Below are 17,174 nucleotides of genomic sequence, written 5' to 3' on the forward strand. Positions count from 1 at the left end.
GCCCTTCTCTTATCCAACTAATTACTTATTTTACGATTGTCATTTCGTATAACAAGTTTTGTGCATTATCTACTTTATCCATTACCCACAGCATGTAGCGCGAATCAACGTGGATTGAGCGATTAAGCTCAGGGTTGTAATCCCAGTCACCAATAATACTTTCGTAAACACCGTCGAACAGTAAGCCTACAAGCTCTGCTTTACCGTTAAGTGTTGGCGAACCTGAGTTACCACCGGTAGTGTCTACATTTGATAAAAAGTTTACTGGTACTGTATTCATGCCACCCGTGTAATCACCGTAAAGCTTGGCTTTAATTTGCTCTTGTAGCTTTTTAGGTGCATTAAATGGGTCAACATCAGTATTTTTAGCTAGTAATCCTTCAAGCGATGTAAACGGTGTTGCTACCAAGCCATCTTGAGGTGAGTAGCCGCCTACGGTGCCATAGGTTACTCGTAATGTGCTATTGGCATCGGCGTATACAGGTTTGTTTTTAGCTTTGTTAAACGCAATGATTGCGCTCATTAGCTCTGGGCGAGCGGCTTGTAATTTACCTGCAAGTGCTTTTGATTTATCTTCCTCTGCTTTCATTATTTTAAATATTGCTTTAGCGTACTGCACAAATGGGTCTTGGCTTTGATTTAGCTGGCTAAACGATTGTTCAAATAATGAATTGCGAACAGTGGCATTATCGAGTCTTGACTGTTCATACATGCTATCAAGTAACGCGCTTTGGGTTGCTTTATCAAACCCATTTTGTACTTTAAATACGTTATCAACCTCGCTAAAGCGCTCTTCTTTTGGAAGTGCTGCATACAGCTCTAAAAAGTGCAGTAAAATAGCTTTATCTACTTTGCTATCATAACGGCGCGTCATGCGCTCAAGCCCTGCTTTAATGCGAGGTAAGTCACGTTCTTGATAACCAGATTCACGTTCGCTATTTGGCTGTTGTTTTTCGTAAGCTAGGCGGTATAAACGTCGTGCTGTACTGATCATTTGTGAGCGATGTACATAACCTAACATGCGGTCGCGTTCACTGTGCTCTTGTGATTGCGCAATTAGCTCAGATAGCTCACCTAATACGCTTCCGTATTGTTCTTTACGCTCACCATCACTATTGATCCATTGTGTTAACTCTTGCTCAAACTGTTTTTTGCGCTCAAGCATAGTGCCTTTTTTGAAGCTTTCGATCATCGAACCATAGTTTTTAATATAGTTGTTATAACCTGCAATGGTGCTTTCGTAAGCAATACGCGCTTTACTGCCGTCTTCTGAGTTTTCTTCAATAAGCGACACGTATTTTGAGTTATGAACGCGTGCTTTAGGGTAGCTGTCATTAAATACGTTATCTACCTCTGTTGCAATGCGGTAGCGGTTAGTACGCCCTGGGTAGCCTGTAACCATTACAAAGTCGCCTTCTTGCACGCCTTTGGCACTTACTTTTAGGTAAGAGTCAGGTACGTAAGGTACGTTGTCTTCGCTGTACTCTGCAGGTTTTCCATCTTTGCCTACATAAGCGCGGTAAAAACCAAAGTCGCCAGTATGGCGCGGCCACATCCAGTTATCTATATCGCCGCCGTATTTACCTACGCCCATTGCCGGAGCATAAGTTAAGCGTACGTCTTTAATTTCAAGTGACTTAATTAGGTAAAACTCTAAACCACCATGAAACGAATACACGTTACAACGATAGCTTTCGTCGGCTTCACATTGGGCTACTAGCGCTTTTTCATTTTTTTCGAGTGCGTCGTAGCGTGCTTTTGCTGTTAGCTCGTTAGTACCTTTAATTACTTCATCTGTTACGTTGGTAACCGTTTTTGTTACATAGACGCGTGAGCCCGGCGCTGCAGGTAAATCCTCAGCAGGACTTTTAGCTAAAAAGCCATTTTCTAAAATATTGTTCTCAGGCGTTGAGTTGTATTGTACCGAGCCATAAACACAGTGATGGTTTGACACAACTAAACCCTTAGGCGATACAAACGATGCTGTACAACCACCTAGGCTAATTACCGCATTCATTGGGAATTCGGTTAATTTAGAAATAGATTCAACATCAATTTCAAGCCCTTTGGCTTTTAAAATTGATTCTAACTCTGGAAGTTGGTGTGGTTGCCACATGCCTTCGTCGGCTATGGCACTACTTGAAAGTGATAAAGAAAATGTGGCTACTAATGTAGCTACAAGAGGTTTTAAACGCATTATAGAATCCTTTTTATTTGTTTCTATAACAGGTTACTCGCGATGGGACAATAAGGTCAATAGCCGTGCAATGAATTGTTACAATCGAGTGTTTAATCTTACTTTTTATCAAAATTCATCGAAAAATCAAGAAACTGTTTTGCTGGTATTGGTTTACTAAAATAGAAGCCTTGCATAAAATCACAACCCAATTCGTTCAATAAAGTATGCTGCTCTTTTGTTTCTACACCTTCGGCTACCACTGTCAGTCCTAAGCTGTGCGACATAGCAATAATTGCCTTTACGAGATTACAATCTTCATTGTTTAGTACAATACCGTCAATAAAACTTCTATCTATTTTAAGTACATTAAAAGGGTATTCTCTCAAATAACTTAATGATGAATAACCTGTACCAAAGTCATCCATTGATAAGTTAATGCCTAATGCAGTAATTTCAGTCAGTATATCAACAACATTAGTGTGGCAACTCATCAATACTCCCTCAGTTATTTCAAGCTCTAAACTTTCGGGGTTTACGTTTGCTTCACTCAATGAGTTTTGAATAAAACTGAGCAACCCTACGTCTCTAAATTGGCGAGGAGATAAGTTAACAGCCATGGTGTATTTTTGTTGGCGTTTACAGGTACTTTGCCATGTGTCTAAAAAGTGTAATGCTTGGCTAATTACAAACTTACCAATAGGTACAATTAATCCTGTATTTTCGGCAATAGGTATAAACTCATCGGGTGTTACATTACCTAGCACAGGGTTATGCCAGCGTAATAACGCTTCTGCGCCAATTATGTGTTTATTTTTGGCGTCAAATTGGGGCTGGTAGAATAACTCAAATTCATTACGCTCAAGGGCGCCACGCATCTGCTCTTCTATTACTAGTCGGCGCTGAATAATTACGTTCATCTTTTTAGTAAAAAATGAATAAGTATTACGACCATATGATTTTGCTTGATACATTGCAGTGTCAGCATTTCGTAATAAATCAGCAACGGTTGTACCATTTTCTGGGTATATGGCTACACCAATACTTGCTGTTAGTATGTGTTCCCGGCCCTCAATCTTAAAAGGGGCTCTAAAGTTATTGACCAGTTTTTCAGTAATTTTTAGCGCTGCATGGTGATCAGTTATACCTCGTAGTAACACGATAAACTCATCTCCACCTAGGCGCCCTACCGTGTCGTCTTTTCGCAGTGCCTCTTGCAGCCTTTGCGCTGATTCAATTAAAAGTTTGTCTCCTGTTTCATGACCTAAAGAGTCATTTATTTTTTTAAAATCATCTAAATCCAAAAACAGTACTGCCGCTTTCTCGTTATTTCTTTGTGCTTCAATAAGTAATTGCGACAAACGATCAAGTGCTAAAAAACGATTTGGGAGTAAAGTTAGACTATCGTAATACGCTTGATGTCTAATTATTTCATCTGATTTATGCTGTTCTGTAATATCTCGAATAATAACCATTAACTGGTTATGTTCTGGTATTTTATTTATTCTTGCTTCAAAAAAAACGAGCCCATGGGGCAAAGCTAGCTCGTATTTAAAGCTCATCATCTGCTCTTTTTCTAATACAAGGCTGATATAGGTTTCAAATTTTTTGGCTACATCTTGAGGGAGTACATCACCCATTTTTTTACCAATAAATTGCTTTGGCTTGGTGTAGAGATCGGTTTCATTGCTCGCATGATACTCTAGGATAGTTCCATCATTTTCCATCAAGAAAAATAAGTCAGGAATTGCTCCAAAAATAGTTTTTAGCATATGCTCATTAAATGACGCATCTGCTTGTGCCTTTTTAACCTCAGATAAATCAATATCAATACAGTACATTTGTTTTGTATTATATTGATTTGTAAACATAACATGGCTGGAAAAAACCGATACATTGTTTCCATCTTTGTCTTGTAAGATAATTTCAGATGCTGGAATTTCTATATCTTTTTTTACCCAATCACTATGTGCGTTAATAACTAACTCACACATTGGCTCTGGAATTATAAGGTCTTCTATTTTTTGTCCTATGGCTTCTTCTTTGGTATATCCATAAAGTCGCTCACTGCCTTCATTCCAATAAATAACACGACGTTCATTGTCATAACCTTGAACAGAAATAACATTTACCGCATCAAATAACTGATGCAAATAGTCGTTAATTACAAATTGATGGGTTAAGTTTGAAGTCGGGTTATCTAATTTCATTTTGAGGCTATATCCATAAATAATTTTATTTAATAATAGAGAAATACTAAATAATAATTAAATTTAATTTTAATATTAAATTTCCATGTACATTATATACGCCATTATACAAAACAAAAAAAGAGCCGAAGCTCTTTTTTAATAATTGTTAACTATATTTAAACGCTATAAAAACTGAATTTATTTTTTTGTCACATCATTTGGATGTTCCACGCCAATCCATGCTTTGAATAGTGCTTTTTGCTCAGGCGTTGCCTCTTTATCAGCAACTACTTTTTTAGGCTTATCAAAATCTTCTGATAATATTAATGTTAAGCTTTCAAGAGCATCGCGACGAAGATAGTCAATGGTTACTTTATCGCCTGCTTTAAACGTTTCTAAGCTGGTTTTTAAATCTTTACCTACGTGATGTTTGTTTATAGCGACAATTTTATCATCGGTAGTTAAACCTGCTTTCCACGCACTGCCACCACGGCGAACGTAACTTAACGTAAGTAACTCGCCTGTGTTTTTAGCAGTAGCATCAATACTTGCAAGCGCTTTTGCTTTTTCAGGACGTTCAAATTTCAAGCCTACTTTAGTAAGTAAGTCGTCAAAGTTAATACTTGCAGGCGACTCAACATTTTCTTGCCACCAGCTTGAGTAATCACGCCCTGTTAAATCTTTTAAGATATTAAGTACATCTATATCTGTAAAACCAGCTGGCATTTTATGATTGTTATAAAGTGCTTTGTGCACGTCGCGATAGCTTATTTTACCTTGGCTTTTTTCTAGCAAGTCGATATCTAAAACTAATGAAAGTAATGAACCTTCTGAATAAATATTAGTGCTGTAGTTACGTGCATGATCGCCACCTTGGTTAATCCATTTATCAAAGCTTGTTTCGCTTGCGCTTTGCACTTCACGGCCCGGTGTTTGTAAATGACGATTAATGGTTTTACTCATCACTTTAAAAAATTCATCTGTGGTTTCAATACCAGAGCGAACCATTAAATGATCTTCAAAATAACTTGTTGAACCCTCTGCAATCCAAAGCAGTTTAGAGTAATTCATATTAGTGTAATCGTACGGCACTAAACCTTGAGGGCGGTATGCTTTAACATTCCACGTATGAACAAACTCATGCGCAGCGGTGCTAATAAAGGCTAGGTAATCTTCGCGGCTACCAAATCTATCGCGTGGACGTTGAATAATTGTTGAGTTTAAATGCTCTGTTGCACCACCAGCACCCGACGTAGCATGAACCATAAATACATAACGTTCATATGGATAGCCATCCCAAATTACATTACCAGTAGCAACTAATTTTTTAAGATCGGTAAGCATTTGCTCTACATCGTAGTTACCGTCGCCCCATATAACTAAATCGTATTCACGGCCATCTACTTCAAATGTGTGTAGTTGGTTAATACCCGTTTCAATTGGTGAATCAACAAGCACGTCGTAATCTGCTGCTTTAAATGAATTTTTGCCTTTTAAATTATCCATACCCGATACAGAGCGCCACTTTTTAGGCACCTCTAAATTAACGGTTACTGGCTCTTGGCGAAATGATTCACTAAACATAAAAAAGCCGGATGCATCTATAAATGCATGGCTGTCGTCAATGTGGCGAGCGCGCTTACCAAGCTCATTTGCATACACCTGGTAGTCAATATTAACTTCGGTTGGCTCATTAAGGTGTACACGCCATGTACTGTGATCAATTTTTTCCCATTTTAACTCTTTGCCATCTTCATCTTTAGCTTTGAAGTAACGAATGCCATTGGCAAGGTTTAGCATTTCATAGCGACCCGTTCGCCATGCAGGAAGTTTTATATCAAGATGTGCTTGCGCTGTTTTTGGAAATTCAACACTTACATCACCTAAATGATGCTGTGGCTGCGAAATTTCTAAAGAATAATTTACATCGGCAAATACAGGTGCAGAACATGCAGCTAAAATTGAAAGGGCTAATAACTTTTTCATAGAGACTCTTAGTGGAAACTTAATTGCTTACAAGACTAACAAGCCCCTATTTAAAAGTGAATTAAATACGATAAATGACCCTATATACGAGTTTATAAGTAGTAGCTTATTAAAATTTCTAAGTTTTTTACTAGATAACTACACATAATAAAAATTTGTTGTAAACTGAAGATAATGAAATTAATTTGATGGCGGTATGCTTAGGTGTCACAAAGATCTAACGCAACAGATAAAAAGCTAAAACAAGCAATTGATGCGCGTATGGCTGTTGAGAGTGCTCGTAAACATCAAGTAGATGTTCTATGTGACTTTACAGCTAAACTATCGTTGAGCTGTAAAGGACTAGATATCGAGTTAGATAATCGCCTCGCCAAATTTAGAAGTGCGCTTAATAAAGGCATGAGTTTTGAAAACCTTGCTCCCCTTATTAGTGAAACTTTAGTCCTACTTAAAAAGCAAGAATCGATTCAACAAGCTCAGCAACGTAATTTATACAACACTGTGCAAAGTGCCGGTAAACAATTACAAAAAACCAAAGGTTTACCTGACGATACTCGTAGGACTCTAAGAAATTTACTCGATCAAGAGATTAATAACGTTCATTCAACTCATGGTTACATTCCGCTACTTGATCAACTTATTAGCTTTTATCATGAAGCATTGCTTACCAAACAAGACCCTCAAGTTGATCAGCAGCGCCCAGTAAAACAGGCGCGTGCAAAAAAACTGCTTGAGCTCGCTAATGAACTTATACTTGAAGAAGAAGCTACGCTACAAATTAATAATATAAAAAATAATATTACAGAAAGTGACTCAATCGATACATTACTCGATGTTGCAATTAGTATTATTGATGTAGTGGTAAAAAATATAAGTAAAGAGCGTAAATCCGCGCAAAGCTTTTTAGTTTCATTAAATCAAACCCTCGAAGATCTTCATAACTCTATCGTCTCAACTAGCAAGCACTCTGAGTCTATGGAGGTTGAGTTTGACTCACTTAATAAAAGCATTGAACTAAAAATAAAAAATCTTAATGAGCAAACGCAAAAAGCTACATCAATCTCATCTTTAAAAGAACTCGTAGATAACGAATTAAAATCAATAAACGAAGATTTTATAGCAAAAGAAAAGTTAGAACGAAAAGACAGAGAAATGCTTAGCGCTAGCTTTAATGAAATAAATACTCGAATTGTTACTTTAGAAGATAAGTTAACAACGTATAAAAAACGCTTAAATGAACAGCGCTTTAAAAGCTTACTAGATGGGCTTACAAAACTGCCTAACCGGGCTGCATTTGACGAACGTTACAATCACGAAATGCATTTGTTTAATGTGCAGCCATCAGATGTTACGCTTGCAGTTATTGATGTTGACCACTTTAAATCTATCAATGATAGATTTGGCCACACCGCAGGTGATATTACCTTACAAGTTATATCAAAAGCGTTGCAAAAATCGGTAAGAAAGTCTGATTTTATAGCGCGTTATGGCGGTGAAGAATTTGTACTATTAATGCCAGGTGTGTCGCTAGAAAACGCAACATTACCCCTGGATAAAGTAAGAAAGGTAATTAAAAATATACCTTTTAAATTTAGAGAAAAACAAATTGAGATCACTATTTCGGTAGGTGCAACTCAATTTAAAAAAGGCGATACCCTATTAAAGGCATTTGATAGAGCTGATGATGCACTTTACGAAGCCAAAAATTCAGGGCGAGATAGACTTTGTACCAGTAAATAATGTCATAGCTATTATAACTTTTATGACAAGTAGTTTTACGATTTAGTAGTAGGAGCACGTCTATGTTAATACAGTTAAACCCAACTGGTGTTTTAGATTTACTGTCGCAATTAGAAGTTGATTTATTAGAGCAATCGTCTGCTAGTGAGCGTTATAAATTATTTAGAAACTGCGTACTAGCAGTGCTTAATGTAGGTAGCCATACCGACGACAGTAACGATATATACGACAAATACAAAGATTTTGATATTCGTTTAGTAAGCCGCGAACGAGGTATTAAAATTGAGCTTGAAAACCCACCCGAAACCGCATTTGTTGATGGCGAAATAATTACCGGTATTCACGAACATATATTTTCTGTTATTCGTGATATTTTGTTTATTTGTCAAAAATACGAAAAAGATTTAAAAGAGCAAAAAGCCATAACCCATATGGTGTTCGATATGCTCAGAAATGCAGGTGCACTACATGTTAAAAGCGAGCCTAACATGGTTGTTTGCTGGGGCGGACATTCAATAAACGAGGTTGAATATAAGTACACAAAACAAGTAGGTTACGAACTTGGTTTACGTGGATTAAATATTTGTACCGGTTGTGGTCCTGGTGCCATGAAAGGCCCAATGAAAGGCGCAACTATTGGCCACGCAAAGCAACGTAACTCCGATAATCGCTACTTAGGTTTAACAGAGCCAAGCATTATTGCTGCCGAGCCACCAAATCCTATTGTAAACGAACTCGTTATTTTACCTGATATTGAAAAACGCCTTGAAGCTTTTATTAGAACAGCTCACGCTATTATCATTTTTCCTGGTGGCGCAGGCACTGCTGAAGAGTTGTTATATTTATTAGGCATATTGTTGCACCCAGATAATACTAAACAATGTTTACCTGTTATTTTAACTGGCCCCAAACAAAGCGAGGCGTACTTTAAAGAGCTATGCGAGTTCGTTGAAATGACACTTGGTAAGGAAGCGTTGGATAAGTTTGAAGTAATTATCGATAATCCTGAATTAGTCGGTCAAAAACTAAAGTCATCGATGGCTAATGTTCGTGATTACCGTAAAAGTGAAGGTGATGCCTACTACTTTAACTGGACATTAAAAATAGATAACGACTTTCAACAACCCTTTGCACCAACACATGAAAATATGGCAAGTCTAGATTTACACCTTGATCAGCCTAAACAGCTACTCGCGGCTAATTTGCGTAGAGCTTTCTCTGGTATTGTTGCTGGTAATGTAAAAGACGAAGGCGTTAGAGCCATTAAACAAAACGGTCCATACATTTTAAGTGGCGAACCTGCCCTTATGACAAATATGGATAAATTATTACAGGCATTTGTTCTTCAAGGTCGCATGAAGCTCCCTGGTAGTAAATATGTTCCATGTTACAAAATAAAAGCATGAGTTTTATAGTTTGAAACCCCATTTACTTCTTATTGATGCGCTTAATTTAATTAGGCGCATTTACGCCGTTGACGCGAATCAAAAACATCATAGCGACGAGCAAATGATACAAACGTGCTGTGCACGTGTAGCCCACGCCTGTAAAAAGCTTTTAGATACGAGTAATGCAACCCATGCCATTGCTGTGTTCGATGGTGACAAAAGCTGGCGTTATCATTTTTATAAAGACTACAAACACTCACGCGCGCCAATGCCCCAAGTATTAAAAGATGCTCTATTGCATTTTAAAGCCGCAATTGAAGAAACAGGTATTGTAGTATTTGAGCCTATTAACGATGAAGCTGATGATATTATTGCAACGCTTGCCTTTAAGGCATCAAATAATCAAATAACGAGCACTGTTGTTTCTACTGATAAAGGCTTTTTACCTTATATTGGCCCTTACATTACAGTTTACGATTACTTTAAAAAGCTCTATCTAGATGAGACAAGTATAAAAGAGCGTTTTGGTGTTGAGCAAAATAAACTCGTTGATTTTTGGGCATTAGCGGGCGATAAAACAAATGATATTCCGGGAGTTAAAGGAATAGGTACTAAGTCTGCGCAGCAAATAGTTAATAACTATAATTCAATTGAACAAGCAGCCGAAGATGAGTCTCTAAGCCCGAGTATTAAAACAAAGTTAGCCGCTAATATGGATATGTACGTAATTTCAAAGCACTTGGTTAGTTTACGCACCGATATAAATTTAGGTTTTAGTTTAAAGCAGTTAAGACTTAATTAGTCGCAAGTTAATAGCCTCTAAACATTACAAAACGTATACTGATATTAGTTACCGGAGTCAGAGTAAGCCATATTGAAAAAATTTATCCGATATTTAATTTTAGGTTTAGGGCTATATGCACTGATAGCTGCATTGGTGATTACCTTTTATAAAGACGATCCTCAAGCTATGATTTGGCAAGACCGAGAGGCTTTCAATAAACGTTACATCGAAAAACTATCACTTGAGCAGCCAACAACACTAAATAGTGTTCTTGATTACTTAGGCAGCCCCGATCTTACTTATGCCAAACGAGATGGTGAACAAGTATTTCAGATAGTTTTTTATCGTACACAACATAAAACATCTGACGGTATTACCACTATGGATGAATGTACTGGCCTATTATTTAAAAATGGGCAGCTGTTTTTATGGGGTCCGAGTGCATACAATAAATACCAAGAACAAAATTAGGTGAAGGTTTAATGGATGAAGCTGTTTCAACTACCTTAGAGCAGCTGCTTAATAATACGCAGCTGTTTTTAAGCTATTATAACAATAAACAAAAATGGACAGCTCTATATCCAATGGCAAGTAAGCTAGCTGAGCAATATAGAGTGCTCTACAGCAAACAGCCATTCGCATTACAATCTCGATTGACGCTTTATAACCCAAGTTATTCTTATGCAACAAATTTAGTCGTTAGTCAGAGCGTCATAACTGCTGCCCTGTGTAAATCTCAAAATTATAATAGTGCCTTAAGTGAGCTATACATAACCGCTACTCTCATTGAGCATTTATGTGTTGGAGCGCAATTAAACAAGCTTTGCGAGCAAACACCTTTTCAAGATTCTGATAAAAAAATTTGGAAAATGCGTCATCAGTTAGCAGCAAAAGTAATGTTAGCTAGTGGTGATTCAGCCAAACCTGTTACGCAGTTACTAGCTAAATTAAATAAGTATAAACAAGCATTGGTAAGTACTCCTAAAATAATGCTTTACGATGGAGGCATAACGCTAATTGCTTTAGCAAATATTATTAGCATGAACATTACGAGCAACACGGCTAATAAACATATTAGCTTATATAAAGCACTTACCGATTTGTACATTCGCACACCTAACTTGTTCGCACTGCAATTAATTAAATCACTAATAGCGCATTTAGGGCCATTATTACCGGGAAGCCGCGTTTTATACGCTGAGCAAACCATGATTTATTTAGCAACTGATGCACAACAACGGCATGTTTTAATTAGTACAGCAAATCCAAATAAATTAACTTGGTACAGAGTAAAAGCAACGCTTAACGATAATCCAAAACAATGGCATTGCACTGATAAAACCATTAGCTTCAAAGTATTTAACAGTGAACATGTAAAACCACAAAGTGAGCTTGAGGTTGATAAGGCACAATCTTTACTTGAGCTAATAAGTAATATTAAGTTACAGCACGAATACAGCTATAAAGGATTAAGCCTGCTGATGGCGCCTCACCCTCTCGTAATTGCTAATTTATGCGAGGCTGTAAAACCATATAATAAAGAACATCAGCCCGCAAAAGACTTAAAACATAGTTTATCTATGGTCGGTTATTATAATGCACCTGCAATAATTCAACGGGTTGTTTTTGAACAATTAGTTAATGTTACCCCACATCCATTGCAAGCCTACGTGACTAACAGATTAAATGGATTAGTAAAAATAATAGCTTTATTGGTTAGTAAAAATGATCACGACCAGTTTGAGCACATCACTTTACCTTTATACGCTTACGCCCATTTTTTATTAACGCAATGCAGTACACAACTTTCTCGTAAAACGCTGATTGACGACACACCAAATAAAACATTGAGTGCCCCTATCTGCTCCTATTTTGGGGTAAATTCAATTAACACTGAACAACTAACACAACAGCTTACTCATTTATTGAGTGATAACCCATGGACTGCAGCACTCTTAGAGGCAGAGCAAACACCTAAAAAGCACTTAACTGATGCCCATAAACTTTGGATTACACTTAAAATTGTTGCTCAAAATGTGTTTAAACCAGAACTTTCGCTAACTCCGTGGCAGCAGCAAACGTTAAATGAACAGCTAAAAATACTCAAGTGGCATAACCAAGCTGATTTTTATCAACAATTAGAATCTCTCGAGTTGTTTAATAGTATTTAGTATATTAGAAGCTATTTTATGTCTTTATACCCATTATAACTTTCGTGTATACCCAGTATTTTTTGTATAAACTAGCAAAATGGGTAATAAATTGGTATAAATGCGCCCTTAAATTTTCAAGCACGTTCACATAAATGTTCTAACAAGCGGTTACTCTCTCAGAGTAATAATTTATGTGCAAATCAAACTCTTTAAAGGAAAAGTCAATGGCCAAACAAACCATCACAGTGATCAAAGGCGACGGCATCGGTCCGAGCATTATCGACTCAGCACTTGAAATATTAAAAGCCGCAGGTTGCGACTTTGATTATGAATTTGTTGATGCTGGCCTAGCTGCACTTGAAAAAACAGGTGAGTTATTACCGCAAGAAACAGTTGATACAATTGCTAAAAACAAAATCACTCTTAAAGGCCCATTAACTACGCCTGTAGGTGAAGGTTTTACATCTATTAACGTAACACTTCGTAAGCAATTTGGTTTATACGCTAACGTACGTCCAGTTAAATCATTTGTTGGTACTAAAGCACGTTACGACGATATTGATATCATTACTATTCGTGAAAATACGCAAGGTATGTACTCAGGTGCTGGCCAAGTAGTAAGTGAAGACGGTAATGAAGCACAAGCAAAATCGATCATTACGCGTGAAGGCGCAGAAAAAATCGTAACTTTTGCATACGAGCTAGCCGTACGCGAAGGTCGTAAAAAAGTAACTGCAGTTCATAAAGCTAACATTTTAAAATCAACATCTGGTTTGTTTTTAAAAGTAGCACGTGAAGTAGCTGAGCGTTACCCACAAATTGAATCAAATGAAATGATTGTTGATGCAACATGTATGAAACTGGTAATGACACCTGAAGAGTTTGACGTAATTGTTACGACTAACTTATTTGGTGATATTTTATCTGACCTTTGTGCTGGTTTAGTTGGCGGTTTAGGTATGGCACCTGGTGCTAACATTGGTGAAGACGCAGCAATTTTTGAAGCTGTACACGGTAGTGCACCAGATATTGCTGGCAAAAACCTTGCTAACCCAACATCTGTAATTTTAGCGTCTATTCAAATGCTTGAGCATTTAAATATGGGCGATACTGCAGAGCGTATTCGTAGTGCTGTTGCTGATGTAATTAAATCAGGCGACCGTACAACTCGCGATTTAGGTGGCAGCCACGGTACAACTGATTTCACTCAATCAGTAATTGACCGTTTATAATTAATATTTGTTATTAATTTAAATAGCCCGCTAATTTAGCGGGCTTTTTTGTGTTTGCTAACTGCGTTTACTACCTAATGTATTTATGCAAGTTATACCAATTCGCTTAATTAAGTGATCTATTTTGAGGATGGAAAAACGTGTTGATAGCCAGGCAAAAAATTCGCTATTTAGTTGTTCTATATGAGAATTTTTTAACACAGGTAGCGACACGTTTAGCCCCGCAAAATGATTAAGTATTATTGCGGATTGGTATTAGTATTAAACCTAAATAAACTTAACAGTAGTAATCCTAATAAACCCGCCAGAGATCCCCCACTTGAACCCGAACTACTTTGTTGTTTTTGTACAGTAGCAGATAACTCTTGAGTAAAAGTATCATTGGTTTGAGTATCAGTAACATTCAACGTTACGTTATAAGTCCCGTCAGCTTGATAAGTATGCCTTGGGTTTTGTAAATTTGATAACGCACTGCCATCACCAAAATCCCAACTGTAAGTATAACTATTAAAGCCGCCGGTTACTTGGGCATTAAATTGTGCGCTTAAATCACTAACTGTAGCGTTTGCGTTTATGCTAAGCGGAACATTAGCAGTTACATCAATCTCTTTTGATTGTTCAGTGCCTTCGTTATCTGTCACTGTAAGCGTTACTTGGTAATCACCAGAGTACAAATAATTATACGAGAGCGATTGAGTCGCTAAAGTACTTCCATCTCCTAGCTGCCAATTATAAGTATACGGTGCGACTCCACCTGTAAGCGATGCGTCAGCTGTTAAAGTTCCTTGGTTTATTACATATTCAATTTCATTTACAGTTAATGGTTCAACTAATGTAACTTGTGCTACAGCGACTTGCTGTGAAGTACCATTATCTGCCATAAACTCAACGTTATAAGTGCCATAGTCTTGGTATTCATGAGTAGGCGTTAACTCTGTGCTGGAGCTTCCATCGTCAAAACTCCACGTAAATTTGTCCGCAGGAGTAAGTGCAAAGCCTTCTACATTAAAATTAACGGTTAAGCCGTTTTTAGTAAAATTAATACCCTTAGTAACATCGTAAGTAAGCTCTACTTCTATATCTTCACTGTCTGCTGACTGGCTTATAATACTAAACCCAAAACCAACCTGTGGAAGCACAACACCCGATGGTTTTTGCGCTGCAAAGCTATAATCGGTTTTATCAGTAAACCCGGTGATAGCTGATAAATCATCATCACCTAACCCTGCCCTTTGTTGATATAGGCTAAAAGCAGCATCACGTATTTGAATTGCTGAAGCAGCCGGAGTTTGCGTACTGCCTTTATTTATCGAGCGCTGATCAGCATCTACCACTAATGCAAAACCACTGCCTGGATGCTCGGTAGTGTTATTATCTGCTTGAGATTCATTGCTGTACCACAATAATAACCCCGGTGAGTACTGCTCTGCTTGCAAACTACTGTCAACGCCTGTGTATGAACGCAGTTGTAAATAGTAATGTGATGGCGATGCATATGTGTAACTACCTACTTTTTCAAAGCCATTAAACTCAGTGTTAACTTGATCTTGTGCATTATTTTGCCAAATTAAAGTATCACTTTGCTCAATGCGCATATCATCAACAACAAAACCATAATAATGTGTGTTCGCATCTGTTATGTATTCAATTTTTAAATCAATTGTTTGCCCAGCATAAGCTGATAAATCAAACTTATGGGTCAAATAGCCGTTAGGTTGCTTAGCATCACTATTAAGAAATGAATCACCTGAGATATACGGACCAATATCACCGTAGTATGGATTAAGCGCTTGCGTATAATTACTCGCGATTGGCTCGCCATTTACTTTTACTTGAACTAAATCGTAATCGCGCTCAATACTGTAATAAGCAATAAAGCTTAAAGTAAGTGTCTCAGTTGTGCTTGGTAGCGCTATTGTATTAGCTAAGCTGTTGCTAATATTGTCGCCCGTATTTGAATAGTATTGAAAATCACCTTCAACTGGAGCCCTAAATTTTTCGAGCCTTGGTGGTAGTGTTATTTTTATTTGATTTTGCTGTTGTGAAGTACTCGCAGTATTAATTAATGTTTGCTGTGAATTAGCCTCTATCTCATCCATATCAAGCGTAAGCTGGTTAACCCAGTTACCCTGGTACCGCTTTTGTAAATATTCAAGCGCATAAGGGCTAAACATAACTGGCTCTGAGCCTCTTGGCGAACCAGCCCAACTTCCTGTCGACATAACTGACCAAGACGCGACAGGCTCACCTACCGTGTTAGATTGTAAGTCGTATTCATCTAATAATCCTAAATCATGCCCAAACTCATGCACAACCACACCAATCCCGGCATCAATAGGGTTAATGGTATAACCAAATAGCTTAATGTTACTGCCTGCAATCTCGCTCGGCCCGCTATTTTCATCAAATACATAGTAGCGGTGCGACCAAATAGCATCGGTGCTTAGGTAACCGCCACCCGCTTCTTCGCCAATACTTGAATGAAATACCATTACATGGTCAATAATGCCATTAGGTTCATTAAGGATACCGTCGCCATCAATATCATCTAAATCAGTTAAATCGTAATCGGCTAAATTAATATTAAACTTTGCAACCGCCTTCTCCACTGCCTCTTTAATTAAAGCAGGTGCATTTATATCCCGTGTACTGCCTTGGCGCTCACCATATATTTTTGCATTGCTATTAGCGGTTACCCAGCCATATACCTGCCCGCTAAAGTTTAAGCTGTTCCCCGAAGCCGCTTTATAATAATCAGCAGCCGTTTTTAAGCTTTGTCCATCAGGGCCTGTATAACCTTGAGTATTAAAAAGCATTTGCTGATAGTGCTCAGTTGAATAATCAGCGTAAAACATATCGGTGTCTTGCTCTACAAGTTGATTGTCGTCATGTTTAAGATCAGGAAAATCAATTAAAATAGCTAACACTTTTACATCATTAACGCTTTGATCTGGCACTAGCGACGTTGAAAAAGCGACCTGTTTTTTATTTGTGTTTGAAAAAACGTTGGAAGAGGATTTAAATTGCCTAAAGCCATTTTTAATAGAGTGATTGGCAACGTCTTTGTTACTCATATATGACTTAAATGAACTATCTAACTCACTTGAAGATATTTGGTCTCTTTTTTTTAGCCAATATAAAATACGCTCTTCGTTAGTTATACCAACATCATGCGGACTTAAGTTATTAGCCGCCACCATAGGGCTTAATAGCGTAGTTAAAAGCGCAATTAACGTCACTTTTTTCACTGTGTTTTCCTCAAACATAATTATGTAGCAATCATACCTAATAATAGAAATTTAAACATGCGATAAAAACATATAGTTAACATATGCAATTAAAGCTAATGGTCTCTCACACTCTTTTATATCTAAAATCGAACTTACAACCTAAAATGCATAATCTCTGCCAGTAAACTCAATTAAACATAGGTTTTCTGCAGGTTTAAATTAAAAAAAGCCATAAAACGAATTTAAAATGCAAAAAGCAGCTTTCAAGGTTGACATGAGGGCTTAAAACCCTT

Annotated in this window: 10 protein-coding genes; 6 read left to right on the forward strand and 4 right to left on the reverse strand. The window is 37.4% G+C overall.

The annotated features are described in order from the left end of the window. Nucleotides 1-25: 25 nt before the first annotated feature. The 3 genes from JG479_RS17180 to JG479_RS17190 all read right to left on the reverse strand — a co-directional run bounded on the left by JG479_RS17180 (nt 26) and on the right by JG479_RS17190 (nt 6,354). Nucleotides 26-2,197: a S46 family peptidase gene (locus tag JG479_RS17180; RefSeq protein ID WP_200220568.1), complete on the reverse strand. Its 2,172-nt coding sequence runs from the start codon at nt 2,195-2,197 to the stop codon at nt 26-28. A gap of 98 nt (nt 2,198-2,295) precedes the next feature. Then, nucleotides 2,296-4,386 (reverse strand): bifunctional diguanylate cyclase/phosphodiesterase, encoded by a 2,091-nt coding sequence (locus tag JG479_RS17185; protein ID WP_200220569.1) that lies wholly within the window; start codon nt 4,384-4,386, stop codon nt 2,296-2,298. Between the two features lie 180 nt (nt 4,387-4,566). Then, nucleotides 4,567-6,354 carry a M61 family metallopeptidase gene (locus JG479_RS17190; RefSeq protein ID WP_200220570.1) on the reverse strand — a complete coding sequence of 596 codons (1,788 nt, stop codon included), beginning with the start codon at nt 6,352-6,354 and terminating at the stop codon, nt 4,567-4,569. Nucleotides 6,355-6,558: 204 nt separating this feature from the next. Here JG479_RS17190 and JG479_RS17195 point away from each other — a divergent pair, with 204 nt between their 5' ends. The 6 genes from JG479_RS17195 (at nt 6,559) to JG479_RS17220 (ending at nt 13,651) form a co-directional block, all read left to right on the forward strand. Further along, a complete protein-coding gene (locus JG479_RS17195) occupies nt 6,559-8,094 on the forward strand; it encodes a GGDEF domain-containing protein (protein ID WP_200220571.1) in 1,536 nt (511 codons plus the stop codon). Between the two features lie 62 nt (nt 8,095-8,156). Then, a complete protein-coding gene (gene ppnN / locus JG479_RS17200) occupies nt 8,157-9,500 on the forward strand; it encodes a nucleotide 5'-monophosphate nucleosidase PpnN (RefSeq protein WP_200220572.1) in 1,344 nt (447 codons plus the stop codon). A 10-nt stretch (nt 9,501-9,510) separates the two neighbouring features. Continuing rightward, a complete protein-coding gene (gene xni, locus JG479_RS17205) occupies nt 9,511-10,284 on the forward strand; it encodes a flap endonuclease Xni (RefSeq protein ID WP_002960308.1) in 774 nt (257 codons plus the stop codon). Between the two features lie 69 nt (nt 10,285-10,353). Continuing rightward, nucleotides 10,354-10,737, forward strand: coding sequence for a DUF3192 domain-containing protein (locus JG479_RS17210; protein WP_024596929.1), 384 nt, complete (start codon nt 10,354-10,356; stop codon nt 10,735-10,737). A gap of 11 nt (nt 10,738-10,748) precedes the next feature. Beyond that, complete coding sequence (locus JG479_RS17215) at nt 10,749-12,437, forward strand: hypothetical protein (protein WP_200220573.1); 1,689 nt, start codon at nt 10,749-10,751, stop codon at nt 12,435-12,437. A 206-nt stretch (nt 12,438-12,643) separates the two neighbouring features. Next, the gene (locus tag JG479_RS17220) at nt 12,644-13,651 is read left to right on the forward strand and encodes an isocitrate dehydrogenase (protein WP_002960311.1); all 1,008 of its coding nucleotides are present in this window, start codon (nt 12,644-12,646) and stop codon (nt 13,649-13,651) included. A 239-nt stretch (nt 13,652-13,890) separates the two neighbouring features. Here JG479_RS17220 and JG479_RS17225 read toward each other — a convergent pair whose 3' ends face one another. Further along, the gene (locus tag JG479_RS17225) at nt 13,891-16,899 is read right to left on the reverse strand and encodes an immune inhibitor A domain-containing protein (protein WP_200220574.1); all 3,009 of its coding nucleotides are present in this window, start codon (nt 16,897-16,899) and stop codon (nt 13,891-13,893) included. Between the last annotated feature and the right edge of the window lie 275 nt (nt 16,900-17,174).

This window comes from Pseudoalteromonas sp. LC2018020214 (genome assembly GCF_016598755.1).
In the GTDB taxonomy this organism is placed as follows: Bacteria; Pseudomonadota; Gammaproteobacteria; order Enterobacterales; family Alteromonadaceae; genus Pseudoalteromonas; species Pseudoalteromonas distincta.

What these genes read in the sequence shown, in the direction of transcription:
- JG479_RS17180 (WP_200220568.1), bottom strand. Translation starts at nt 2,197, where the DNA reads ATGCGTTTAAAACCTCTTGTAGCTACATTAGTAGCCACATTTTCTTTA.
- JG479_RS17185 (WP_200220569.1), bottom strand. Translation starts at nt 4,386, where the DNA reads ATGAAATTAGATAACCCGACTTCAAACTTAACCCATCAATTTGTAATT.
- JG479_RS17190 (WP_200220570.1), bottom strand. Translation starts at nt 6,354, where the DNA reads ATGAAAAAGTTATTAGCCCTTTCAATTTTAGCTGCATGTTCTGCACCT.
- ppnN (WP_200220572.1), top strand. Translation starts at nt 8,157, where the DNA reads ATGTTAATACAGTTAAACCCAACTGGTGTTTTAGATTTACTGTCGCAA.
- JG479_RS17215 (WP_200220573.1), top strand. Translation starts at nt 10,749, where the DNA reads ATGGATGAAGCTGTTTCAACTACCTTAGAGCAGCTGCTTAATAATACG.
- JG479_RS17220 (WP_002960311.1), top strand. Translation starts at nt 12,644, where the DNA reads ATGGCCAAACAAACCATCACAGTGATCAAAGGCGACGGCATCGGTCCG.